This is a genomic window from Pseudomonas sp. MDT1-85 (assembly GCF_054898065.1).
In genome coordinates, this window is record NZ_CM142715.1 from 2,997,475 (window position 1) to 3,024,053 (window position 26,579).

The 26,579-nt window shown below is 62.5% G+C and carries 14 protein-coding genes; 11 read left to right on the plus strand and 3 right to left on the minus strand.

All coding sequences use genetic code 11. From position 1 onward, the window contains the following. The first annotated feature begins 15 nt into the window (after positions 1-15). Complete coding sequence (locus ACYZT2_RS13580; RefSeq protein ID WP_461972842.1) at positions 16-945, plus strand: FecR family protein; 930 nt, start codon at positions 16-18, stop codon at positions 943-945. Between the two features lie 140 nt (positions 946-1,085). Here ACYZT2_RS13580 and ACYZT2_RS13585 read toward each other — a convergent pair whose 3' ends face one another. Continuing rightward, on the minus strand, positions 1,086-1,694 hold the full coding sequence (locus tag ACYZT2_RS13585; protein ID WP_461972844.1) for a prepilin-type N-terminal cleavage/methylation domain-containing protein: 609 nt from the start codon (positions 1,692-1,694) through the stop codon (positions 1,086-1,088). Next, positions 1,691-2,143, minus strand: coding sequence for a type II secretion system minor pseudopilin GspH (gene gspH / locus ACYZT2_RS13590; protein WP_461972846.1), 453 nt, complete (start codon positions 2,141-2,143; stop codon positions 1,691-1,693). Before gspH ends, ACYZT2_RS13585 begins: the two co-directional genes overlap by 4 nt. A gap of 120 nt (positions 2,144-2,263) precedes the next feature. On the opposite strand from gspH, the gene ACYZT2_RS13595 reads away from it, so the two are divergent. Then, positions 2,264-2,695 (plus strand): type II secretion system protein N, encoded by a 432-nt coding sequence (locus tag ACYZT2_RS13595; RefSeq protein WP_461972848.1) that lies wholly within the window; start codon positions 2,264-2,266, stop codon positions 2,693-2,695. A gap of 93 nt (positions 2,696-2,788) precedes the next feature. On the opposite strand, the gene gspI is transcribed toward ACYZT2_RS13595, so the two are convergent. Beyond that, the gene (gspI, locus tag ACYZT2_RS13600; protein ID WP_461972850.1) at positions 2,789-3,169 is read right to left on the minus strand and encodes a type II secretion system minor pseudopilin GspI; all 381 of its coding nucleotides are present in this window, start codon (positions 3,167-3,169) and stop codon (positions 2,789-2,791) included. Positions 3,170-3,316: 147 nt separating this feature from the next. On the opposite strand from gspI, the gene gspG reads away from it, so the two are divergent. The 9 genes from gspG (at position 3,317) to ACYZT2_RS13645 (ending at position 26,164) form a co-directional block, all read left to right on the plus strand. Next, positions 3,317-3,775, plus strand: coding sequence for a type II secretion system major pseudopilin GspG (gspG, locus tag ACYZT2_RS13605; RefSeq protein ID WP_461972852.1), 459 nt, complete (start codon positions 3,317-3,319; stop codon positions 3,773-3,775). Positions 3,776-3,783: 8 nt separating this feature from the next. Continuing rightward, positions 3,784-4,770 (plus strand): type II secretion system minor pseudopilin GspK, encoded by a 987-nt coding sequence (gene gspK, locus ACYZT2_RS13610; RefSeq protein WP_461972854.1) that lies wholly within the window; start codon positions 3,784-3,786, stop codon positions 4,768-4,770. Further along, positions 4,767-5,942, plus strand: a complete 1,176-nt coding sequence (gene gspL / locus ACYZT2_RS13615) for a type II secretion system protein GspL (protein ID WP_461972856.1) — start codon at positions 4,767-4,769, stop codon at positions 5,940-5,942. The genes gspK and gspL overlap by 4 nt, the downstream gene beginning before the upstream one ends. Beyond that, complete coding sequence (gene gspM, locus ACYZT2_RS13620; protein ID WP_461972858.1) at positions 5,935-6,492, plus strand: type II secretion system protein GspM; 558 nt, start codon at positions 5,935-5,937, stop codon at positions 6,490-6,492. The genes gspL and gspM overlap by 8 nt, the downstream gene beginning before the upstream one ends. Beyond that, positions 6,489-8,873 carry a type II secretion system secretin GspD gene (gspD, locus tag ACYZT2_RS13625; RefSeq protein ID WP_461972860.1) on the plus strand — a complete coding sequence of 795 codons (2,385 nt, stop codon included), beginning with the start codon at positions 6,489-6,491 and terminating at the stop codon, positions 8,871-8,873. The genes gspM and gspD overlap by 4 nt, the downstream gene beginning before the upstream one ends. Positions 8,874-9,057: 184 nt before the next feature. Then, positions 9,058-10,476, plus strand: coding sequence for a type II secretion system ATPase GspE (gene gspE / locus ACYZT2_RS13630; protein ID WP_461972862.1), 1,419 nt, complete (start codon positions 9,058-9,060; stop codon positions 10,474-10,476). After that, positions 10,476-11,687: a type II secretion system inner membrane protein GspF gene (gene gspF, locus ACYZT2_RS13635; RefSeq protein WP_461972864.1), complete on the plus strand. Its 1,212-nt coding sequence runs from the start codon at positions 10,476-10,478 to the stop codon at positions 11,685-11,687. The genes gspE and gspF overlap by 1 nt, the downstream gene beginning before the upstream one ends. 442 nt (positions 11,688-12,129) lie before the next feature. Next, complete coding sequence (locus tag ACYZT2_RS13640) at positions 12,130-13,308, plus strand: substrate-binding domain-containing protein (RefSeq protein WP_461972866.1); 1,179 nt, start codon at positions 12,130-12,132, stop codon at positions 13,306-13,308. A gap of 418 nt (positions 13,309-13,726) precedes the next feature. Continuing rightward, the gene (locus ACYZT2_RS13645; RefSeq protein ID WP_461972868.1) at positions 13,727-26,164 is read left to right on the plus strand and encodes a filamentous haemagglutinin family protein; all 12,438 of its coding nucleotides are present in this window, start codon (positions 13,727-13,729) and stop codon (positions 26,162-26,164) included. Positions 26,165-26,579 lie beyond the last annotated feature (415 nt).

The following is a 26,579-nucleotide window of genomic DNA, read 5'->3' on the forward strand; positions in this document are numbered from 1 at the left end:
TGAGTACCCCCGCGCTTGAACATCTTCCGTCTGTCATTCCCTGAGGCGACCCCCCAGGATCGGCTGCAAAGCGAAGCCCAGGACTGGTTGATCCTTTTGACCTCGGGCCGGGCGACCGCCGCCGATGCGCGTGCCTTGCGCCAGTGGTGCGCGCAAAGCCCCGAACACGCCCGGGCATTCGAGCAAAGCAAGCGGCTGTGGCAGCAGTTGCTACCCGCCGCCGAACGTTTGCAGGCACCGCGGCATCTGGGGCGTCGGGCGTTTCTTGGTGGCGCCATCGCGGCATCCGCGGCGTTCTTGCTGATTCGTGGCACCGTGCCGGGCGGGTTTTCCGGGCTGGGCGCTGACTACATCACTGAAGTCGGCGAGCAGCGGCGGGTCGATCTGGCGGACGGCGTGAGCCTGGAACTCAATACCCAGACGCGGATCAATCGCCGTGACAGTGCCAATTTCGAACTGGTCAGCGGCGAAGTCGAAGTCCTGACCCGTGCTCAGGCGCCGCTCAAGGTTCAGGCCGGGGCAGGGTGGTTGAGTGCGAGCCAGGCCCGGTTCAATCTGCGTAACACTGATCAGAGCGTATGCGTTACCTGTCTGGACGGCGCATTGCTGGTTGATGTGCAGGGGCGCAGTATTCGCCTGGAATCAGGCCAGCAACTGACCTATGACGCCCAGCGAGTCGGCACGCCGCAAGCGGTCGACACCTCGGCGGTGATTGCCTGGCGCCAGCAGGTACTGGTGTTCAACGACGCCACGCTGTCGACGGTGATCGACGAGATCAACCGGTACCGCCCCGGGATGTTGCTGTTGCTCAACAGCGAGTTGGGTAAGCGTAAGGTTCAGGCCCGTTTCAGCCTGGACCAACTGGCGGGCGTGGCGTTGTTGATCCGCGATGCGTATGGGGCCAAATGCACTGAATTGCCGGGTGGGGTGGTGGTGCTCAGTTGATGGGGTGGTGTCTGTGCTGACGCCATCGCGAGCAGGCTCGCTCCCACATTGGACCTCAGGGATACACAAAATCCATATGCACTGAAGAACCCTGTGGGAGCGAGCCTGCTCGCGAAGAACGATAACGCGGTCCCCCTGACTCACTCCAACGGCCCCAACACCTGCCGATATTGCTCAACCCCCTGAGGCGTCTGCCGCGTCAGGCTGATCTCGATCCCCAGCGGATTCTCCCGCCGGTTGCCGCTCAGTTTCCTCCAGCCCTTGTCCCTCTCCCATACCCGCAACGCGGCTTCGCTGACGTCATTGAGCACGGCCACTCCATCGGTGGGTGCCGGCAGCGGATAGTGACTGCGCGACGGCGCCTGAGCCCGGTAGAGCGTGTCGCCCTTGAGCCACCAGCGCACGCGCTGCAACTCGCCATTCTGGTTGGGCGCGACGCGAATTACGTCCAGACGAAAGCCTTTGCCATCGGTGCTGCGCACGGTCAGCGCAGGCGGGGCACTGGACGGTTCGTCGTCTACCCCGGGTTTGGCCGGCTCGGACAGCTCGATGCTGGCGCGCATCGTGACGTCGCGCTCCAGTTGGTTCAGTGCCCGTAGCAGGGCTTCGGTCTGTTCGGTGCTGGCCTGCAAATGAGCATCGGCGCGGGTGACGCTGTCCAGGCCGCGCCAGGCAATCAGGCTGACCACGGCCATGAGCATGATCGCGACCATCACTTCGATCAGGGTAAAACCTTGTTGAGCTTTCATTGGACGCTCACCTGGCCGGCGGCGTTGCGTTGCACGCTGATGCTGTTGAGCCCATCCGACAGCTTAAGCTGCAAGGGAGGGTTGAGCCACTCGGCGTTCAACACGACTTTTTGCCTGGGCTCCACACGCACTTCCATCCCCGGCGTTTGCCAAGGGCGAGGGCGCAGCTGTGGGTCGTTGTTGAAGTGATCGAAGCCTTTGTCCTGGTCATTGCGGCGACTGAAGCGAAAGCCCTTGGCATCGGCCAGCCAGGTGATCGGTCGCCCATCGGCCCGGGCTTCGGCCTGGGCCACCTGGAGCAGTTGCGCGACACGTTCGGCGTCCTTGCGCAGCAGGTGCAGCGGGTCCGGTTTGATGCTCAGGCTGATCGCCGCGCTGGCGATGCCGATGATCACCAGTACCACCATTAACTCGATCAGGGTGAAGCCCTGTTGTTTGAGGCCATTCATCGACTGCGCGCTCCTTTGCGTCGTTTTTTATCCTGCACGGCAAAGATGATGGGTGTGTGAAATAAAAACGTGAGAATTAAGCGGTAGGCTCAGGGCAGGGACTAAAAGGAGATTCAGCCCATGTCGTTCACCGATCGGTTTTCCCCGGCACAGTGTGTGCAGGCTATTGCTTTGCTGGCGACCCTGGCCGGCGTCGTCACTTGGTCATCGCTGATGCTCACCCGGGCCGAATCCCGAACCCCGGAGGCAGCGCCGCAATTGATTGCCGAACGCTCCAACAACCCGGCCCTGCAATGGTTTTCCAACCAACCGGCGCCGGTCGATATCAAGGTCGGCGGCGTGCTGGCGGGCAGCCGTGGCGCCGTGGCCATCCTCAGCCTCAACGACGGCCCGCCACGCAGCTTTCTGGTGGGCGAGCGCGTGAGCCAAGGAGTGAAAGTCGTGGCCATCGACGGCGACGCCGTGGTGATCGAACGCGGCACCGAACAAACCCGATTGGTGCTCGACAAACTGCCGGATTCACCTTCGCTGCCCGTATTGACCCAACCCTGAAACCCCTGTAGCAGCTGCCGAGCCTCGCAGGCTCGACAGCTGCTACGGCCGAACGCAGCCTCGCGAGCTCGGCAGCTGCTACAAGGATCGCGTTTATTTGGTGATTGGCCGACTGAGCAAGGTATCGAGTCGAGCCAATGGCGGCGCTTCACGGCTGCGGTCGAACACTTGCAGATCGACCCTCAACAAGCGGCCATTCTGCGCATTGCCAATCGCCTGTTCGCAGCGCAACAGCAACCGCCCCTGATCGCATTCGATCGCTTTCGCCCCCAACGGCAAACGGCCCTCGAGGCGCAGCTCGGCCAGGCGACTCTGTGCCGCCAGCAGCGCGATGGATTTGTCGCGCAACAGGCCATTACTCTGGGTCATCAAGCCGGCCACCCGCACCGCGGCGGACATCGCGACGGCGATGATCGCCAGCGCCACCAGCACTTCAATCAAGGTAAAACCGGCTTCTCGGGGAGGGCGTCGCATCAGGTGCTCGGGCAGTCTGGACAGCGCTTGACGGTAGCGTCCGGGCTTGACGGCTTGACGACCAAAGCTCCCGAGGATTTTCAACATCACTGACATATCTTCTTGCAACACTGCGCGTCGAATCGAATCAAGCCAGGGAATGTCGAGATGGATATCGCGCGCTTCAAGTTGCTGAATCACCAGCCCCGCCTGCCTCGGGGGCAGCAAGGTTTCACCCTGATCGAGATCATGGTGGTGGTGGTGATTCTCGGGATTCTGGCGGCGATGGTGGTGCCCAAGGTGCTGGACCGTCCGGATCAGGCGCGGGCCACGGCCGCCAAACAGGACATTGGCGGCTTGATGCAAGCCTTGAAGCTGTATCGCCTGGACCACGGCACCTATCCGAACATGACCCAAGGCTTGAAAGTGCTGGTCGAACGCCCGGCGGACGCCAAGAACAGTAACTGGCGTTCGTATCTGGAACGCCTGCCGAATGACCCGTGGGGCCGTCCCTACAACTATCTGAATCCGGGCGCGAATGGCGAAGTCGATATCTTCTCCCTCGGTGCCGACGGCCAGCCTGACGGCGAGGGCGTGAATGCCGATATCGGCTCCTGGCAGTTGTAAGCGCGGTCATGAAAGCCTATTCGCTGGCAGTGGCGAAGCAACGCGGCATGGCGATCATCAGTGCCTTGCTGATCGCCGCCGTGGTGGCGGTGATTGCCGGCGGCATGCTCACCCGGCAAACGGTGTTTACCCGAAGCCTTGAGGCTGAGCAGTTGCGAGTGCAGGGCGCCTGGGTGCTGCACGGTGGCATCGAGATCAGTCGACATCTGCTGTGGGATGCGCGCCGGCGTGACCCGTTGACGCGTCTCGATCAGCCGTGGGCGCAGCCCTTGGTGATGGCGCGTTATGACGGTCGTGACTTGCCTTTCGACGGCCGGCTGGAAGACGAGCAGGGCAAGTTCAACCTGCGCAATCTGGTCGCCAATGAACGAATCGACGAGGAACAGCTGGTGAACTTCCAGCGCCTGTGCCAGTTGATCGGGGTCAATGGAGCCCTGAGCCAACGCATCAGTCAGCGGGTGATCGCCTCTTACCCACGTTTGTTGAACCCTGAGTTGGCGGATAAAGCACCGCCCAAGAGCGGCTTTGACAGCGGCCGCGATACCTCGCCGAATGCCGTGCGCAAACCTCAATTGCCCACGCGCCCGATGCTGCGCAGCCTCGACGATTTACGCAGTGTCGAGGGCATGAATGATGCGCTGCTGGCGAAGATCACGCCTTACCTGACCATTCTGCCGGCCAATACCTGGCTCAACGGCAACACCGCCAGCGCACCGGTGCTGGCCGCTTATGTGCCGGGGCTGTCGACCGAACGCGCTCAGGCGCTGATCGCGGAGCGTGACGGTGGCCAGTGGTTCATCAATCGCGGGGATTTCGTCAACCGTCTGCGCATGCCAAACCTTGAGCTGGCGACCATCAAAGTCGGGATCACCAGCGACTGGTTCCGCTTGCGTGGCAAGGCTCGCAGCGATCAGCGTCGGGTCAGCCTCGATGCCTTGCTGCACCGCAGTGAAGACCGTCTGCCCGAGGTGATCTGGTCACGGGTGGGCGTATGAATCAGCTGCGCATCGCCTTGCCGCCATTGGCTGATCTGACTCTCGACTGCCCGCTGGAATTCGCTTGGTTGGACCGTCAAGGGCAGGTGACCCGCGAGGGCCAAAGTACCTTGCTGCAATTGGGCCAGAGCGGGAAAACCCCGGCGATTGCATTTTTTCTGCACCCTCAGGACAGCCTGTTGGCGAGCATTGACCTGCCGATCTTGCCGGCCAGCAAAACCGCGGCGGCGGTGCAGTGCGCGGCGCAGGCGTTGATCCTCGGGGCCTGCGAGCAGATGCACATCGCTCACAGCCCACGGGACGATCAGGGGCGCGTGCACATCGCGTGGTTGTCCCGGGAATGGCTGAGCCAGTTCGGTCAGCTACTGCGGATGGCGCGATTGAGCCTGCGCGGTGTGTACTCGGGTGCGTATTGTTCGCCTGTCGCGGATGGCCCGGTGGCCTGCGTTCGGGACGGACATCTGTTGGTGCGTCACAGCCTTCAGCACGCCGTGGTGCATCCGGCGGTGGATGAGGCATTGAGTGATCTGATGCTGGAGCACGGCGCCAACGTGCAATGGATCGGCGAAGTGCCGCCGGAGGCGACGATCACCTGTTTACCCGCCGAGCAACGCTGGACCGGTGCCTTGCCCGGCTGGGGTTTGCACGGCGGGATTCAACAACGCAGTACTGGTCAATCAGGCTGGGGTCGGGCGGCGGCCTTTTGTGCGATGGCCGTGGCGGTCTGGACCTTGGGGCTGAATCTGTACGCGGCCCGTGAAGCGACACAGGGCCAACGACTCAAGACACACATGAACCAACGAGTGAAACAGGCCTTCCCTGAACTGCCGGTGATCCTCAATCCGCTGCAACAGGCGCGTCAGCAATTGGCCACCCGCCAGAGCGGTGCCGCGATCGATCCGACCCAGCGTTTCGCCAGCCTGGTGCTGCAGGCTGGTAGCGGCATGCCTTTTATTGCCGGCAGCGTGCAACAACTGGTGTTTGAACAGGGCGAGTTGCAGCTAAGCCTGCTGAGCGATGCGCGCAAAACCGGCAGCGACAAGCAATGGCAAACCGCGCTGACCCAAGCCGGTGTTGCCATTAACGCCACCGATGACGGCTGGACCTTGCGCCCGGCCTCCGAGGCTGCAGCCAGCGACGCAGACAACGCCAGCGGAGCCGACAATGAGTAAATTTTCCCTGGGAATTTACCGTGCGCGCTGGCAGCACTTTAACGCCCGTGCCCAAGTGATCTGGCAAGGCCTGGCCCTGCGCGAGAAACGCATGGTCGCCGGCACGGCGCTGGTGCTGGCAGGCTTGTTGACCTGGATGTTGTTGATTCAACCGCCGCTGAAAAAGATCGAATACTGGCAGGCCGAAACGCCGAAGCTGCGTTCCCAGGCCGAAGCGCTGGAGGTCTTGCTGCGTGAGGTGGCGCGGCCGCCCACCGCGCAGAGCCTCGAACAATCCCTGCGCCAGAGCCTCGAAGCCAGCGGCCTGGCCGGGCATTACCAATTGCAGGCGCCGGACACCGCAACCCCCCAAGCCTGGCGCTTGACGTTCGACGAGGCCCCGGCAGATGCCGTGGTCGGCTGGCTGCTGGTCAATCCCCGGCAATTTTCCCTTGAGGTGGTCGAGGTCCGTTTGCAGCGCGCAGGCGAACCTTTGCCCAATGACACGGCAGGCACTCTGTCCGGAACCGTTCGCATGGATCAGGCGCTTGGCGCTAAGGAAGCTTCATGAAGTGGTCAGGTTCTCTGTATGCGCGTCAGTGCCGCATGGCCGCGCCGTTTTTATTGCTGGCACTGAGCGCGTGCAGCAACACCGCCACCACGCAACAGCCGCCGCTGCTGGTGGACAGCGAATTGGGACGCCCGTTGGCCGACACCAACCGTACCGGCGATGCGTTGGCGGATCGGCAGAAAAACCAGGCGCAGTTGAAGCAGCCGCCGGGAGTGCAACACAAAATCACCAGCCCCGGCCGCAGCAATGCGCTGCCCGCCGGTAGCGCGCCAGCGAGTAATCCATTGGGCAATCAACGGGTGACGCTGAACTTTGTCGACGTCGATATCCCGGCGGTGGTGCGTGCATTGTCGCGGTCCACCGGGCGCCAGTTCCTGGTCGATCCCCGGGTCAAAGGCAACCTGACGCTGGTCTCCGAAGGGCAGGTGCCGGCGCATCAGGCCTACGACATGCTGCTGGCGACCCTGCGCATGCAGGGCTTCAGCGTGGTCGATGTCGGCGGGGTTTCCCAAGTGGTGCCGGAGGCCGACGCCAAGTTGCTCGGCGGGCCGATTTACAGTGCCGACAAACCCGCCGGCAACGGCATGCTGACCCGCACCTTTCGACTGCAATACGAAAACGCGGTGAACCTGATCCCGGTGCTGCGCCCCATTGTCTCGCCGAACAACCCGATCAACGCCTACCCCGGCAACAACACCATCGTCGTCACCGACTACGCCGAGAACCTGTCGCGGGTGGCGCAGATCATTCAGGGCATCGACAGCCCAAGCGCCATCGACACCGACGTGGTGCAGGTGCAGAACGGTATTGCAGTGGATATTGCCGGCATGGTCTCGGACTTGCTGGAGGCGCCAGGCAACGACCCGACGCAGAAGATTTCGGTGATCGGCGACCCGCGTTCCAACTCGATCATCATCCGTGCCGGCAGCCCGGAACGTACCGAGCTGGCACGCAACCTGATCTATAAACTCGACAACGCCCAGAGCAACCCGAGCAACCTGCACGTGGTGTATCTGCGCAACGCCCAAGCCGCCAAACTGGCCCAGGCCCTGCGCGGTTTGCTCACCGGGGAAAGCGACAGCGGCGGCAGCGACGGCGCGCGTTCGGTACTCAGCGCGATGGGCAGCAACACCAGCGGTGGCCAGAACGGGCAGAGCGGCAGCCAGAGCAGCAGCGGCATGCAGACCTCTACGTCGGGCAGCAGCACCACGGGCGGCAACGGTTACGGGCAGGGCACCAGCGGCTCAAGTGGCCAGGCAGGCAGCGCTCAGCAAAGTGAACAGAACGTCGCCTTCAGTGCGGGCGGCGTGACTATTCAGGCCGACGGCACCACCAACACCTTGCTGATTTCCGCGCCGGAACCGGTGTACCGCAATCTGCGCGAAGTCATCGATATGCTCGACCAGCGCCGCGCGCAAGTGGTGATCGAAAGCCTGATCGTCGAAGTCGGCGAGGACGATGCCAGCGAATTCGGCGTGCAATGGCAGACCGGTAATCTGGGCGGCAACGGCGTGGTCGGCGGTGCGAACCTCGGTGGTTCGGGGATTAATACCAACGCCAAGACCAGCATTGACGTATTGCCGCCGGGTCTCAACCTCGGCTACGTCAATGGCACGGTGGACATTCCCGGCATCGGCAAGATCCTCGACCTGAAAGTGCTCGCCCGCGCCTTGAAGAGCAAGGGCGGAACCAATGTGCTGTCGACGCCGAACCTGCTGACCCTGGACAACGAAGCGGCGAGTATTTTTGTCGGCCAGACCATTCCTTTTGTCAGCGGCAGCTACGTCACCGGCGGTGGTGGTACCAGCAACAACCCGTTCCAGACTGTGACCCGTGAAGAGGTTGGTTTGAAGCTCAATGTGCGGCCACAGATTTCCGAAGGCGGCACGGTTAAGCTCGACATCTACCAGGAAGTCAGCAGCATCGATGAGCGCGCGTCCAACAGTGCGACCGCCGCCGGGATCGTCACCAATAAACGTGCGATCGACACCAGCATCCTGCTCGATGACGGACAGATCATGGTGCTCGGTGGCTTGCTGCAGGACGGCTACAGCCAAAGCAACGACGCGGTGCCATGGCTGTCGACCATTCCCGGGATCGGCGCGCTGTTTCGCAATGAGCGCCGGGCGATCACCAAGACCAACCTGATGGTGTTCCTGCGCCCGTACATCATTCGCGACAGCGGCGCCGGGCGCGCGATTACCCTCAACCGCTACGACTTCATGCGCCGCGCCCAGGGCGGGATGCAACCGGAACGCAGCTGGGCCATGCCGGACATGCAGGCACCGCAACTGCCGACGGCGGCTCAGGGTGTGCCGGGGACGGTGCCGGTGTCGAATTCGCAGCCACGGGCGACGATTCGTGCGGTGCCAATCCAATGAACACACCACTATCTGTAGCAGCTGGCGAAGCCTGCGTTCGGCTGCGCAGCAGTCGTAGAATCAGACAATGCGATGTTTCAGGTAAACCGTGGATGCAGGTTTGGCGACTGCTGCGCAGCCGAACGCAGGCTTCGCCAGCTGCTACAGGAAAATCTTGCGGATTCGGGACCAAGGAGGCCTGCTCATGAACGCATTGCCCTACGCCTGGGCCAAGGCCCAACGGATTCTGCTGCGCACCGGTGAGGAGGGCGCGGTGTTGACGGTGTGCCCGTCGACGCCGGGCTGGTCGATCAGTGAGGTGCGGCGCCAGTTTGGCCCGGCGCGGCTGGAGCGGGTGCGCGACGAAGAACTCGACGGCTTGCTCGCCAGTGCCTACGCCGACACCGGCAGCGCGGCGGCGGTGGTCGGCGCGGCGGAAAACGAAGTCGATCTAGACCGGCTGATGCAGGACATCCCGGAAATCACCGACCTGCTGGACACTCAGGACGGCGCGCCGGTAATCCGTATGATCAACGCCTTGCTCACGCAAGCGGCGCGGGATGAGGCCAGCGACATTCACATCGAACCCTATGAAAGCCATTCGGTGGTGCGCTATCGGGTCGACGGCACGCTGCGGGATGTGGTGTCGCCGCGCAAGGCATTGCACGGCGCTTTGGTGTCGCGGATCAAGATCATGGCGCAACTCGACATCGCCGAAAAACGCCTGCCCCAGGATGGCCGGATTGCCTTGCGCGTGGCCGGGCGGCCGATCGACATTCGCGTCTCCACGGTACCGACGGGCCATGGCGAACGAGTGGTGATGCGCCTGCTGGACAAACAGGCCGGGCGCCTGCAACTGGAAACCCTGGGCATGGACCCACAGGTGCTGGCCAAACTCGACAACCTGATCCGCCAACCCCACGGCATCGTGCTGGTCACCGGCCCCACCGGCAGCGGCAAAACCACCAGCCTCTATGCAGCCCTGGCACGGCTGGACGCCAGCACCAGCAACATCCTCACGGTTGAGGATCCGGTGGAATACGACTTGCCGGGCATCAGCCAGATTCAGGTCAACGCCAAGATCGACATGACCTTCGCCCTGGCGCTGCGGGCGATTTTGCGGCAAGACCCGGACATCATCATGATCGGCGAAATCCGCGATCTCGAAACCGCTCAAATTGCCGTTCAGGCCTCGCTCACCGGACACTTGGTGCTGGCGACCCTGCACACCAACGACGCGGTGTCGGCGGTAAACCGGCTGATCGACATGGGCGTCGAACCGTTTCTGCTGGCGTCATCAATGCTCGGAGTGCTTGCTCAACGCCTGGTGCGACGGCTGTGTCAGCACTGCAAACAGGAAGACCCGGCCGCGCCCGGAAGCTGGCGCCCGGTCGGTTGTGCCGCGTGCAACCACACCGGCTACAGCGGTCGTACCGGCATTCACGAACTGTTCTGCATCGACGATGACATCCGCACGCTGATCCATCAGGGCGCCGGCGAGCAGGCCTTGAGAGCCGCCGCCCGCACGGCGGGGATGTTCAGCATGCGTGAAGACGGCGAGCGCTGGGTTCGCAGCGGTGCCACCGCGCCGGAAGAAATTCTTCGTGTGACACGGGACGCCTGATGAACCGCTACCGTTTTGAAGCCGCCGACGCCAATGGCAAGATCGAGGCCGGCTATCTGGAAGCCGACAGCCAGAGCGCGGCGTTCGGGGTATTGCGCAGCCGTGGCCTGACGGCGTTGTTGGTGCAGATCGAGAGCAACACGCCGGCGGGCGGTGGCAGCGGACTGTTCAGCGCCAAACTCTCGGACAACGACCTGGCCTGGGCCACTCGGCAACTGGCGAGTCTGTTGGGTGCGAGCCTGCCGCTGGAAGCCGCGTTGAGCGCAACGGTGGAGCAAGCCGAACGCAAGCACATCGCCCAGACCTTGAGCGCGGTGCGTGCCGATGTGCGTGGCGGCATGCGCCTGGCCGAAGCGTTGGCGGCCCGGCCACGGGACTTTCCAGAGATCTATCGGGCGTTGATCGCGGCGGGCGAGGAATCCGGTGACCTGGCCCAGGTCATGGAGCGGCTGGCCGATTACATCGAAGAGCGCAATAACCTGCGGGGCAAGATTCTCACGGCGTTTATTTATCCGGGCGTGGTGGGGCTGGTGTCGATTGCCATTGTGATCTTTCTGCTCAGCTACGTGGTGCCGCAGGTGGTCAGTGCGTTTTCCCAGGCACGGCAAGATCTGCCGGGGCTGACCTTGGCGATGCTCAATGCCAGTGACTTCATTCGCGGCTGGGGCTGGTTGTGTTTCAGTGCGATGGCGGGCGGTTTCTGGGGCTGGCGCCTGTATTTGCGCAACCCGGCGGCGCGTTTGAGCTGGCATAGCCGGATCCTGCGTTTGCCTTTGTTCGGGCGATTCGTACTGGGGCTGAACACCGCGCGTTTTGCCTCGACCCTGGCGATTCTCGGCGGCGCCGGAGTGCCGTTGTTGCGTGCGCTGGAAGCGGCGCGCCAGACTTTGTCCAACGACCGCTTGAGCCTGAGCGTCAGCGATGCCACGGCCAAGGTTCGCGAGGGCGTTAACCTGGCCGCCGCGTTGCGGGTCGAGAAAGTCTTTCCGCCGGTGCTGATCCACCTGATTGCCAGCGGCGAGAAAACCGGCACTTTGCCGCCAATGCTCGAACGCGCCGCGCAAACCCTGTCCCGCGACATCGAACGCCGGGCCATGGGCATGACCGCGTTGCTGGAGCCATTGATGATCGTGGTCATGGGCGCGGTGGTGCTGGTGATCGTCATGGCGGTGCTGTTGCCGATTATCGAGATCAATCAGTTGGTGCAGTGAAGCATCTTCAGATCGGCGCTCCCAGTCACACCGAAGATCAAATGTGGGAGCGAGCCTGCTCGCGAAGACTGACTCCCTGACAACAATTTCTTGAATTGTTTTCCACTGATCCACGCCTCACCCGAGCCCCAATCCTATCATCCTCGGGTTCGTCGTTCTGTCATGTACAACCACAAATCAAGCCCTCCAGCCCACCCTCGACCCATCCTGCCAAACCCCCGAGCCAGACGCCCCCGCCAACACCTCCAAACACCCGAGAATTCGCCGTAAAAACGGCCCGCACCTCCCGAGGTTTTTTCCTTTCTCTGTCACCGGAAACTGCGAATTTCTACCCCATGGCCTCAGCCAACAAGCCGTCTGGATCAAGGCGATGGAGCGAGCGCCATGGCGTCATACACGAGCAAATCACTCAACGTACGAACACGACGAAAGGAGCTTCTTCATGTTTAAGCGCACTATGATCGCAGCCTCGTTGGCTGTTGCCGCACTGGCCTCGGCCCAATCCATGGCTGCCGTTGTGGGTGGCGGTGCAACGCTGCCGGAAAAACTCTACAACGGTGCTTCGCCACTGCCACGTTTGTTGCCAACTGACTTTAGCTACACCGGTGTTGGTAGCGGTGCTGGCAAGACTGCGTTCCTGACCAACGCTCCAGCCTCGATCGGTCAACCTGCCGGTACTCCGGTGGATTTCGCCGGCAGCGACTCGGTGCTCAGTTCTACCGAACTCACCAACTACAACACAGCTTTTGGTGCAACCTACGGCAAACTGATCCAGATCCCGTCGGTCGGTACGTCAGTCACCATCCCGTACAAAAAATCGGGCACCACCAACCTGCAGCTGACCGCTGCGCAGTTGTGCGATGCGTTCTCCGGCACCAAAACCACCTGGGGTCAATTGCTCGGTACTACTGACGCCACGCCGATCAAGATCATCTATCGTTCCGGCAGCAGCGGCACCACTGAGCTGTTCGCACGTTTCCTCAACGATTCCTGCCCGACCAAGTTCTCCGTCAGCAGCACCTTCACCACCGCCAACATCGGCACCGAACCTGGCACCTGGCAAGCAGTGGCCGGTAGCGGTGACGTTCTGACGGCTGTCAACGCGGTCGATGGCACCATCGGTTATGTCAGCCCGGACTTCATCCCTGCGCCTATCAGCAACACCGTAGTGGCTCGTGTCAGCAAACTCGCCGTGGCTGCGGGCACTGCACCGCTGCCAACCCTGCCCAACACCACTTCCGCTCTGGGTACGGCCCCTGTGCCAGCGACACTGGCTGATCGGGCAAACCCACTGAAATGGGTTCCGACGTTCGGCACCGGCGGCACCGCTGTACCGACCGGTACCAATCAGTACCCAATCGTGGGTTACACCAACTTCCTGGTCGGTCAGTGCTACACCACGGCCGCCGACGCAACGGCTGTTCGCAACTTCCTGACCAGCCTCTACACCGGCACCAAAAACTCCACCATCAACGCGCACGCCTTCGCTGTAGTGCCAGGCACCGCCGCGACGCCGACCAACCTGGCTGGCGAAATCAAGAAAGTCTTCCTGGATGACGCCTACGGCGAAGGCACCGCCATCGCTAACGTCAGCGTCTGCAACGGTAAAGGTCGTCCGTAAGGCAAGCGTTTGAAGTCACTTTGCGCGGGTACCGGCGAAGGCAATAACGATCGGCAGCGGCCTGTAGGGCGCTGCCGATTTTTTTGTGCGCCGCGTCAACCTCTGAAAAGCGCAGAACCTAATGTGGGAGCGAGCCTGCTCGCGATAGCGTCAGGTCAGTCCACATTGATGCTGAAAGTACTGCCGTCATCGCGAGCAGGCTCGCTCCCACAGGTTTCGTACCTTGAGTGACTGGCATCAGTGCAAACCCTCTCGTCACTGGGTGCTTCTAAGTCTGTAGGGCTGGGCCTTACCCCAGCTATATGAACTTTGCATGACAAGCGTTCAGTCCCGGCCCACGCCAACTGCCTTACTCCATATCAGCAACGCCAGTTGTTGCAGCAGCCGATTCCTGGAATTAGTAAAAGGAAGAGTAGTGATGCCTTGCGGTAAAACCACGCCTGATCTGAATGCCCCTGTGCGCTCGATGGACCACACGCTGTTGCGCTTGAAACCGCTGGCCCAGGCCATTGCGTTGTTGATGATCGCAGGCAGTGCCGAGGCCGCCACGGCGTTCAGTTCCAGTTGGTTCGCCGCCAAGGGCGCGGCTCTGAACAGTGGGGCTGCGCGTCCGGGTAGTTCGGTGCCGGGTTCGCCGCCGCCGTTGGCCCAGCAGCAGCGGGTCAATCAGCAGTTGCAGCGTTCGATAGACAACCTCAACAACACTGTGGCGGCGATTGCCGCGCAACAGGCTGCGCAAGCCGCCGGACGCCAGTTTGCCCTGGGCCAGCCGCAGAGCGTGCCCAACGGAATGGGCGATGGCGGCCTGAAGGTCGATGAAAATCCGCTGACCCGTGGCTGGACCAATGCCAATAAGCCGCTACCGAGCCAGTCCGGTGGCAAGACCACCGTGCGCATTGAGCAGACGGCCGACAAGGCGATCCTCAACTGGGAAACCTTCAACGTTGGACGTGATACCACGGTCGAGTTCGGCCAGCAGGCGAACTGGGCCGTGCTCAACCGGGTCAATGATCCAAACGCCCGTGCCAGTGTGATTGCCGGTCAGATCAACGCGCCAGGCACGGTGATGGTGGTCAACCGCAACGGCATCGTGTTCAGCGGCAGCAGCCAGGTCAACGTGCGCAACCTGGTGGCCGCTGCCGCGACCATCAGTGATGATCAGTTCAGCAAAAACGGTTTGTACGTCGACCAGAACGGCACCCAGCCGACCTTCAGCGATGCGTTCGGCAAGATCGAAGTGCAACGCGGTGCCGTGCTGCAAACCCTGCCGGCCGGTTCATCAACGCAGTCCGGTGGCTATGCCTTGTTGCTCGGCAGTGAAGTGCGCAATGACGGCGCCCTCGTCACCGCCAAGGGCCAGACCACCCTGGCGGCGGGCGACAGCTTCTATATCCGCCGTGGCGCCGGCACCGAAGGTAACCAGCAATCGACTACCCGTGGTAACGAAGTCGCGACCAGCCTCAAGATTGGCAGCGCCGCCGGTACGGTGGTCAACAGCGGGATCATTCAGGCATCGACCGGCGACATCACCCTTACCGGGCATCAGATCCAGCAAAGCGGCGTGCTGTTGGCCAGCACCTCAGTGGACAATCGCGGCAGTATTCATTTGCTCAACGCCGCCAGCGATGCCACCGGCAGCGTGACGTTGGGTCAGGGCAGCGTCAGCACCCTCTTGCTGGAGCAAGGCGCTTTGGCGCTGGACAGCCAGCGTCAGGCGGCAATCAACAACCTCAACGGTGTATTGCCGAACAACGCCACAGGGCGTTTCGACAACCTCGGCAAAGTCAGTGACCGCACCGACCAGTCGCGAGTAGAAGTCGTCAGCGGCGGCACGGTGGATTTTCAGAGCGGTTCGATCACTCTGGCCACCGGCGGTCAGGTCGCAATCAGTGCCGGCAAGCGCAGCCTGGTGCGCGATGGGGCGATCATCGACGTGTCCGGTGCCGTCGGCGTGAAAGTGGCGATGGAATCCAACAGCATCAAGGTCAACATCCAGGGCAACGAACAGCGTGATGCCTCGGGCAACCGCGAGGGCGGTGCGCTTAATAGCACCGACGTCTGGGTCGACGTGCGCGACCTGGTGCATGTGGCGGCCGGGGTCAACGGCTATGCCACGGACCGTTGGTACACCGCCGGCGGCTTGCTGGAAGTCGGTGGCTACCTTGGCACCCGCAATCACAGCATCGGCGAATGGATGGCCCAAGGTGGCAGCCTGACCTTTACCGGCAATGACCTGGTGACCCAACAAGGCTCGCAGATCAATCTGTCCGGCGGCACCCTCGATGTGCAAGGCGGATATGTCCGGCAGAGCTGGCTCAAGGGCGCTAATGGTCGGTTGTATGAAGTGTCCAGGGCTCCCGGTGATTTGCTCTACACCGGCGTCTATAAAGGCTATGAAGACCACAGTGAACGCTGGGGGCAGACCGACTATTTCTACAACCCGCTGATTGCTCCGCGTCAGCGATACGAAAATGGCTACAGCGTGGGTCGTGATGCCGGGCAACTGGTGGTCGCAACGAACAACGCGGTGCTCGAAGGCGAGTTGGTGGGCAAGACCTTCCAGGGCGACCGCCAGACCCAGGCGCCGGTGGCCGGGCTCGATGGTTACCAGCAAACCCAGAACAGCGCCGCCCGTAACGCGTTATTGGCTATCGGCAGCTACGTGCCGCGTTACCTGCAAAGTGCCGGCACCCTGAACTATCAATTGGGTGCGGTGCTGGACAAGGTCACACTGAGCGACGAACAAGGTCCGGATAGCGAATCCATCGGCCTGAACGACGCCGTAACCGCCGCCCGTGAGGGCAGTCTGTCGCTGAACAGCCGCCTGCTCAACGACTTCGAATTGGGTGCGATCAAAGTGGCGGCCAAGGACCGGATCGCGGTCGATGGCGCCCTGCAAGTGACCCCCGGTGGTGACATCACCCTGTATGGCCCGCGCATTGAGGTGAATGCCGACCTGACTGCCCGCAGCGGCAGCATCCGTGTGGGCAATGTGCTCAATCAACTGAATCTGAGCAAGATCGAAGACACGCTGTTGAGTGCGCCGACGGGCAGCCGTGCAGCAGTGGTGATAGCCAAGGGGGTCAATCTGGATGCCAGTGGCCTGTGGCGCAATCAATCGTTGAGTGAAGTGGACAGCGACGGCGTGGCGTATCGCGCCGGTGGCACGGTGTCGCTTCGCAGCAGCGATGACATGCTGTTGCAGCAGGGTAGCCTGATTGACGTGTCGGCAGGCGCGACCTTGCTCAGCAACAACAAATTGCTCGGCGGTCGCGGTGGCGATATCACCCTGGCGGCGAACGCCAACAGCGCCGGTTCCAGCGGCCAGTTGTTGATTGGCGCCGAGCTGCTGGGTTACGGCGTCGACGGTGCCGGCACCCTGGATGTTCAGGCCGGCAAGGTGCAAATCGGTCGACCGCTGGACACGGTGGATGACAGCATGCTGGTGTTGGCGGCGGATTTTTTCACCAAGGGTTTTGGCCAGTACCGAATCGCCGGCAACCAGGGCCTGACGGTGCTCGCAGGTACGCAGGTTGATGTCACCCGCCCGGTGTATCGCCTGCGCCCGGACGTGCAGGGCAACGGCAGCCTGTCGACCGGGCAATTGCTGGAGGTCTGGACGCCCGAGCAATACCAGGAAGATCCGATCAAAGGCGTGCTGACCCAACGCGGCGGCGCGAACCTGAGCCTGAACGCCGGTACCTTGCTGTCGCCATTGACCGACCGACCGAACGTCAGCCTGACGATCGAAGAGGGCGCGGTGCTGAGCGTCGATCCGGGGCAGGCGTTGAACCTCGCCAGTATCGGCCAGTTGACCGTCAACGGTCAGCTCAATGCCTGGGGTGGGTCGGTGAGCTTGAGCCAGCTCAACCCGAAGATTATTGAGACAGGACTGGACGAAGCGGCGCATCAACGCTCGATCCGCGTGGGTAGTAGCGGCCTGATCGATGTGTCGGCACGGGCAGTGACGGCGATCGATTTCCAGGGGCGGCGTTATGGCCGCGTGGGGGCGGGCGGCAGCATTGTCATCGGCAGCGAAATCAACACCGACCAAGGCACAGCCAAGGCGCCGGACCTGTTCGTGGTGCTGGAGCAGGGCTCGCGACTGCTGGCCAACGGTGCCCAGGCGCAACTGGATATCCGTGACGAGGGCGCGCGGTCGATTGCCGGTGCTGGCGGCAAGATTGCCTTGAGTTCCAACAATGGTCTGATTATCGATGGCCAGCTCAGCGCGGCCTCGGGTGGCGCGGGTGCGGCAGGCGGCAGCTTGTCGGTGGCGCTGGAAAGCGGGCTGTACCTCAATAGCACGATCGATAACGCGGTGCGCGCGCCACGGGAGTTGATCCTGTCGCAAGGGCCAGGTGCTGCGGCCGATCCATCGGCGCCGCTGGCCTATGGGCAGGGACGACTGGATGTGGCGCGTATTATCACGGGCGGTTTCGACAACCTGTCGCTGTTGAGCAACGGCATCCTGTCGTTTGACGGTGATGTGAACCTGAGCCTCAAACAAAGCCTGAGCCTGCACGCCGGCTCACTGGCGCTGGCGGAAAACGCCGCCGGTAACAGCCGTGTGTCGTTGCAGGCACCTTATTTGCGTCTGGCCGGTGCAACGGCCAGAGGGACGGATATCGCCACCCGTCCGACGGTGAAAGGTGGCTTGTCCACCCAGGACAGCCAGGCGCAATTGCAGTTAAGCGCCGATCTGATGGAGGTGCGCGATGAGGTCACCTTCGGCGCCCACGGTTCGCTGAAGCAAAATCAGGAGCCTGACGTTTTGGTCGATCGCCGAGGGTTCGCGCAAACCACCTTGCGCAGTGACGGGGATCTGCGCTTTCTCGGTGCGACGGCGCTCAACGCCGGTGGCGTGACACTCCTGCGAAGCAACGCCGATCTTGACCTGTTGGCGGCACAGCTTTACCCGGTCACCGGGGCCAACGCGAGAGTCCAGACCACCACCGAGTCGACCCTGACCATCGGGCGCAGCACCGACACCTTGCCGGCCGTGCCCTATTCGGCGTTTGGACAGTTGAGCTTCGATGGCGGCAGCATCCAGCAAGGCGGGGTCGTTCGCGCGCCGTTCGGCCTGCTGACCTTTGGCATTGACCGAAATGTACTGCAGAACCTGTCGTTCCTGCCCGGCAGCCTGACCTCGGTCAGTGGCGAGGGCTTGCTGATGCCTTACGGCGGCACGATCGATGGCTTGACCTATCAGTACAACGGCAAGACGGTTGAGTTGACCGGCGTGGGTGGCAGTGTAAACAGCATCCTGACGACGGGCATTTCACTGAAAAGCCCGCGTGTCGATGTGCAACCGGACGCTGTACTGGACCTGTCCGGTGGTGGCGAGTTGACTGGCGCCGGGTTTATCTCCGGGCGCGGTGGTTCCACGGACGCCCGTTACAATCCGCTGGTGCAAAACGCTGTGGATGGCCGCTTTACCTTGCCGGGGCTGTCGACCAACCCGGTGTACGCCATCGTGCCGGGTAATGCGTCGGCTTACGCACCTCTGGCGGGCGAGAGCGGGGTGAAGGATCCGGTAATCGGCCAGCGCATTACCCTCGATGCCGGGGTGCCGGGGTTGCCGGCCGGCACCTACACCTTGATGCCTGCCAGTTATGCGTTGCTGCCCGGCGCATTCCGCGTCGAGCTCAATGGCTTGGCCAGTGCCGGCGCCCTGAGCAAGAGTTTGGCCATGCGCAACGGTTCGTGGGCCACCTCGGGGCGTTTGTCGATCGCCAATACCGGGATTGCCGAGCCGCTGTCCAGCCAGTTGATCGTCACTTCGGGCGATGTGCTGCGGCGTTACTCGCAGTACAACGAAACCGGCTACGCTGCGTTTGCCAAGGCGGACGCCGCGCTCAAGGGGGTGCCACGGCCGATGATCGAGGCTGACGGCAAGACCTTGTTGCTTGGTTTCGTCGAAGGTGCGAGTGCTGATCCATCGCAAACCTTCAGTTTCAAGGGGCAAGCCGATTTCACACCAGGCAAGGACGGGCTGGGCGGCGCCGTTGGAGTGATTAACAACAACGGTAATCTTGAAGTGTTGGCGGTAGGGCAGGCAGCTACACAGGGGTTCGTTGGGTCGTCGATCTACGACAGCGAATTGAATGCGCTCAAGGCGCCTCGGCTGGCCATTGGCGCGTTGCCTGGCGTGCAATACGGTCAGGGCGGCAATCTGGTGAGCTTCAATGCCATGTTGCAGAATATTTACTTGCGTCAGGGGGCGACGCTCAGGGCCGGGGAAGTGATCTTGGTGGCGAACGGTAAAAATGCGGATGGCATCGTTATCGAGCAGGGCGCGGGCATTAATACCTTGGGGCAGGGTAAGGCACCTTACGATTCACGCAGCGGCTTCATTTATGACCCTGGCCAGAATGGCTTGTTAGCGGTATCGAATGGCTGGTTGGACATGCTGCCGCCGACTGCGACGGAGAGTGACTTTAGTGGCCCCAGCCCGGTACGAATCGGCCTGTGTCCATCGCTGGCCTGCACCGGCACCACCGAACTGTATTCGGAAGGCTCGATCACCGTGGCCACCGACAACACCTTCAGCCTGGATGAGTCGGTACGCTTCGGTACCCGTAACCTGATCCTGGCGGTGGGGGGGGTCAACATCGGTTCGGCCCAGGCCTTGGCCGCCGCGCAGCTGCGCAATGCCTTGCCCCAAGGCCTGACGCTCAACCAGCAAGTGCTCGACCGGCTGTTGCGCGGTGACACCAGCAAAGGCGCGCCGGCCTTGGAAAACCTGGTGCTCAACGCCCGGGATTCGGTGAACTTCTACGACAGCGTAGCGCTCAACACGTTCGACCAGAACGGCCAGTCGCGCTTGCAGCGCCTGGTGCTCGGCACACCGGCTATCTATGGCTATGGCGCGGCGGGTGACCGGGCGACGATTCGCACCGGCACTCTGGTGTGGAGCGGCACCACGACATCACCTGCCGCACCGATTGCCAATGGCGCGGGCACCGGCAGTGGCCTGCTGGATATTCTGGTCGATACCCTGGAGTTTGGTTACGGCCCGAGCAGCCAGGCCAACAACAACGACGACCGCCAGCGTCTGACCCTGGGGTTCAACCAAGTCAATCTCACCGCGACCCAGCGCATCACCGCCAACCATACTGGCGGCTTGCGTGTGTATCAGGCACAAGGCAATTACGTCGCCGGCAGCGGTTTTACCTATAGCGGCGGCAACCTGCAGGTCAACACGCCGCTGTGGACCGGTGAAGCCGGTTCGATCAACCGCATCAAGGCCGGCGGAGCGATCACCGTGTCGGGGACTGCCGGAGTTGGCGCTGGGGCCGTCGATGCGTCGGCGCTGGGGGCGGAACTGGCCCTTGAAGGCCAGAACCTGTACATCAACAGCACCTTCCAATTGCCGAGCGGCAAGCTGACCCTGGCCAGCCGCGGAGACCTGACCCTGGGTGACGCTGCTCAGCTGGATCTGGCCGGTCGCAAGCTGACGTTCAACGATGTCGTCAAGTACAGCTGGGGCGGCGACCTGATCCTCAAGAGCGAGGTCGGCAATATTCGCCAGGCTGCCGGGTCGGTCATCGATTTGAGTGCGCGCAACAACAACGCCGGGCTGTTGAGTGCCTATGCGTTGAACGCGGCGGCAGGTCTGGTGGACTTGCAAGGGCAAATCCTCGGCAGCGCCAGCGGTGATTACAACGCTGGCGGCACGCTGGTGCCTTACGCGGCGGGCGGGGTGGACATCCGTGCGCAAAGCGTCGGTGATTTCGCCGCGCTCAACCAGCGTCTGAACCGCGACCAGGTGTTCGGCTCGCGCAGCTTCCAGCTCAAGCGCGGTGACCTGGTGATTGGCAATGAACTCAAGGCCAATGAAATCAACGTGTCGGTGGACAGCGGCAGCCTTACGGTCGCCGGCACCGTCGATGCCAGCGGTCGTCAGGTGGGCAGCATTCGTCTGGCGGGCAAGACCGGGTTGACCCTGGCCAACAACGCTGTGCTGGATGCCCACGGCACGCAACTGCGGGTGGACAGTTACGGCAAGATCATCGACTCGCCGAACCGTGCGTCGGTCGAACTGACGGCGCAGGACGGTCCGCTGGTATTGGCCAGCGGCGCGCGGATCGACCTGCGTCACGGCACGGATGCCGCTTCCGGTACCGCGCCGGGTCAAAATGACGGCAAGATGCGTGGCACCCTCGAACTCAATGCTCGGCGCCTGGGTGGAGCGATCGCGGGTGACATCGACATCGACGCCCGAGGTCCATTGAACATTCAGGGTGCGCGTTCGATTGTGCTCAACGCGGTGCAACGCTACAGCGATGCATCGCCCGGCACTGGCGTGGGGGCCGATGGCAAGCCATATCAGGAGATCAACCAGGCCTACCTCGATGAGAAACACGGCGACAGCACAAACTTCATCAACGCGGCGCGGGTCAATATGGGGCTGCTCAATGGCAAACTCGCCGGGCTGAACAACGCCACTTACGCCGACGCGTTCCATCTGCGACCCGGCGTGCAAATTGTCAGCGCGACGCCTGATGGCGACATGGTGATTTCCGGTGATATCGACCTCTCCGGTTATCGCTATGCCAGCCTTAATCCCCACAGTCAGCAAACCGGTGTCTACGGTTCCGGCGAACCGGGTAGCCTGGTGATTCGCGCCGGTGGCAACCTGGATGTTTTCGGCAGTGTCACCGACGGTTTCATGCCGCCTGACCCGGCGGATGTCACCCAGCGTACCGATATCAATGGCTGGCTGTTGATCCCCGGCAAGCAGCCGTTCGGCGCTGATCTGGTGGTGCCGCGCAGTGGCGTGGAACTGGCCGACGGCACCCAGTACCCGGCTGGCAGCGTGCTCAACTATGACTTGCCGTTCAAGGCCATGACCCTCGATGCGGGCACGCTGCTGCCCAACGCTTTGGTGCTGGAAACCCCGCTGAATCTGGCCGCTGGCACCTTGCTCAGCGCCGCTGTGCGCGACAGCAATGGCAACGTGCTGTATGCCGCCGGGACGTTACTGAAGGTGGCGGTGACCTTGCCGGCCGAGACGCGCCTGGACGCTGGCAGCCGCTTCAGTGTGGCGGTGGCGGTGAAGGACGGCGTGTGGCCCAAAGGCGTGGCCTTGCCAGATACCGGTCTGGTGCAGTCGGGTGTGAACGTCCTGCCTGTCGGTGGTCTGATCCCGGCAGAAACCGACGTGAAACTGGCCGCCGGCACGGACCTGATCGAATTGCGCCCCAAGGTCAATGGCCAGCAGGGCAGCAATTGGGCGGTGGCGACCCTGCTGCCGGACGGTTCGTTGTCGTGGTCGATGCGTTTGGTGGCCGGTGCCGATACCCAGGCGGCGGATACTCGCCTTACGCGGGTGGATGGCAGCGAAGGTCATTTGCGACTGGCGGATGGGCATTACATGGCCAAGCGTGAACTGATTGGCGGTGTCACGCCAGGCACCGGACTGGTCTGGGGGCCGGACAACTATCTGGGATACCCCGAGGGCACCCCGATCCTGCCGGAAGAGCTTTTCTGGTGTGAAGTCTTCCCCGGTTCTTGTCTGCCGGCTCCACCCAAGACGGTGCTGGTCTGGGGGCCGGACAACTATCTGCAGTACCCCGAGGGCACCCCGATCCTGCCGGAGGAACTGTTCTGGTGCGAGGTTTTTCCTGACTCCTGTGTCGCGGTCGTTGTGCCTGAAGAACCAGCGCCGGGACCAACCACCAAAGTGACCCCGCAAACCCAACTGTTCAGCGTACTGCGCACCGGTACCGGCGACCTCGACCTGCTCAGCGCCGGCGATTTCAACATGCAATCGCTGTTCGGCGTGTACACGGCGGGCACTCAGTCGGCTTCGCTCGCCAGCGGTGGCAGTGATCCGTATCAACAAGCCCGCGGTCACGGGGCCAATGGCGTATTGGGTGCCGATGCCAGTGCTTACGAATTCCTGACCCAGGGCGCGAACTACCAGGCCTGGTATCCGGAGCAGGGCGGAAACCTGCGGTTGAATGCAGGTGGGCAACTGCAGGGCGACACACTCGGGCGCAAGAATGACGAAACGGGTATCCGTCCCCAGTTTGGGTCCGCGGCAGTAGGTAACTGGTTGTGGCGCCAAGGCATGGGCAACGGTTCGGATGTTCCGACGGCCTGGTGGATCAACTACGGCACCTTTGTCGCACAACCCAGCGGTGACCCGGCGCTGGTGGGCTTTACCGGTATCGGTACGCTGGGCGGCGGTAATCTTGATGTCAGTGCCGCCGGTGATGCGGGTCTATTGAGTTATAGCGGTTCGACAAATCAATCGATTGTGCAGCGTAGCCAGGGCATCACTCTGGCTGTGGGCGGCACTGGTCGGGTAGCCAGTGATGGCAGCCTGGTCTTGACCGGCGGCGGTGACATGCAAGTGCGCATCGGTGGACGGCTGAACCCATCGGCGCCGGCCCTGGCCGCTGTCAACGGTTCAACCGCCGACCTCAAGGGCACCCTGGTCAACCTGCGCGGTGCGCTGCAATTGCAGGCCGGCGCCGTGGGTGCGCTGGACCTGCGCTACGGTAGCAATAGCGTGTACCAGGACCCTAAAGAATCCCGGGCCTATGACGCCTATGCCTCGACCCTGGCCTCTGCACAAGGTGGTATGACAGTGGTGGCCGGTGATACCGGTGTGCAGTTCAACAGCCGCGGCGATCTGGTGCTCGATGGTGTGGGTGACCCTGGTCGCCTGGAGATGAAGAACTCTACGGGCTACACCGATGCATCGGGTACTCACCAAAACGGGGGCGGTTACAGCGGCTTCTCGTTGTGGACGCCGAACACCGCGATCGATCTATTCAGTGCCGGCGGCAACCTGACGCCGTTCTTCTTGAAGACTGAGGCCAACCCGAGCCTGAACACCCCCCGCACGGGCGGTCGCATGTTCTATCCATCGATTCTGCGGGCGGTGGCGGCCAATGGCAATCTGTATTACGGCACTTCGGCAACTGGTCTTAGCGGTGACTCGTCGACTTACTCGCTGATGACCGCACCCTCGGTCAATGCCGAACTGCAACTGATTGCCGGCGATTCGATCTATGCCGGCGGTTATGCGGTGACGCAATCCGGGGCGGATCCGGCGCGGATTCCCACTCCGTTCAACCCGGTATTTGCGGGGGGCGGCTATAGCAATTTCAGCGCGGATGTGTCCAATGAGGCCAATAGCTTCTCGCTGTTCACCTTTGGCGCTAATACCTACACAAACAGGGACTGGCCGGATCGCCAACCGGTGCGTTTCTACGCCATCAATGGCGACATCGTCGGCTTGCGCACGGGGGAGATCTTGCGCTATCCGCTTTCGGGTAACGAAGTGCGCTATGAGGGCAGTGGCCCGCTGCGGGTGATGGCCGGTCGGGATATCGTCAATTCCGGCGTACCCTTGGGGCTCTACACCCTTGTGCCCTCGGAAGTCAGTGGCAACGCTGAAGGGCAATCCACCGGCAACCTGATCGTCCACAGCCGGGCCGATGATATTTCCGTTGTCTCCGCCGGGCGCGACATTCGCCTGAGTACGTTCAACGTCGCCGGCCCCGGTTTGCTGGAAGTGACCGCCGGCCGCAACTTGTACGGCGCCGGCTCGGGCGTGGGCAATGTTTATCAGGAAGGTGGTTTCAACAGCATCGGCAATGTCGATGCCCGTTCCACGGCCAACGACGGTGGCGCATCGATTGCGCTGGTGGTCGGCGCCGGTGCCCAAGGGCCGAATTACCAAGGCTTGCTGAACCGGTATCTGGGGCAGGGCGCGATCAAGAACTACCGCGCCGAACTGGCCCAGTGGCTGACCGAACGCTTCGGGTTCGTCGGTAACGACGATCAGGTCGCCGCCTGGTTCGCGGCGTTACCGGCCGAGCAACAACGGGTGTTTGCCCGCAAGATCTACTTCGCTGAGTTGAAGGCCGGTGGCCGTGAATACAACGAAGTGGGCGGCGTGCGCGAAGGCAGTTACCTGCGCGGTCGCGAGGCGATCGCGGCGTTGTTCCCGGAGAAGGATGTGGCCGGCAACACCATCAACTACGACGGCGACGTGACGCTGTACGGTGGCGCCGGTATCCACACCGATTTCGGTGGCGACATCCAGGTGCTGACACCGGGCGGGCGGCAGGTCTACGGCATCGAGGGCGCGGCACCACCGTCCACGGCGGGGGTGATCACCCAGGGTTCCGGGGATATTCAGTTGTATTCCAGGGCCAGCATCCTGCTTGGCCAGAGCCGGATCATGACCACCTTCGGCGGCTCGATCTTCGGCTGGTCGGCGCAAGGCGACATCAACGCCGGTCGCGGTTCGAAAACCACTGTGGTCTACACGCCACCCAAGCGCGTGTATGACGCGTGGGGCAACGTGACCCTGTCGCCGTCGGTGCCGAGCACCGGGGCAGGGATCGCCACGCTCAATCCGATTCCGGAAGTGGCGCCCGGCGATATTGACCTGATCGCACCGTTGGGCACCATTGATGCTGGCGAGGCGGGGATTCGGGTGTCTGGCAATGTGAACATCGCGGCGTTGACGGTAGTGAACGCGGCGAACATTCAGACCCAGGGCAAGTCGACCGGGGTGCCAATGACCGCGTCGGTGAACACCGGGGCGATCACCTCGGCCAGTTCCGCGGCGTCGTCGGCCACGCAAGCGGCGGAGGACGTGGCGCGCCAGCAGCAGGCCGCGTCGCGGCAGAATCAGGCGTCGGTGTTTACCGTGCAGGTGTTGAGTTTCGGCTCCGAGCAACTGGCGCCGACCCGCGATGGCGCGAGCCGGGCGCCGGAAGCCGGGTACAACCCGAACAGCCCGGTGCAAGTGTTGGGGGCCGGGGCGCTGGATGAATCGGCGCGGCAGCGGCTGACTGAGGAGGAGCGGGGCAGCCTTACTCTATAGAACTCTCGTTGTAATTTTGGGCGACCTTTGGGTCGCCTTTTTTTACGAATCTGACGGATGTACACCGTCCAACTGTGGGAGCGGGCTTGCTCGCGAAGACGCCAGCACATTCAATAGGGAAGTGACTGACAGACCGCTTTCGCGAGCAAGCCCGCTCCCACATTTGATCTGCGGCGTTCGCAAAAAGTAAGTACACAGGAGATCCCCCTGTGGGAGCGAGCCTGCTCGCGATGAGGCCAATACAGCCACCACAAGACTCGGTGTCAGACCGCTAAACAAGCACTGTTTAAACGACACTTCCAGATACTCACTCAGGCTACACATCCTTGCGCCGTTGCCTACGACTGCGCCAGAATCCGCCGGCTTGTGCGCCTAAGGGCCGGGCTCTATCGTTTGCCTGTCGCTGAAAAACAGC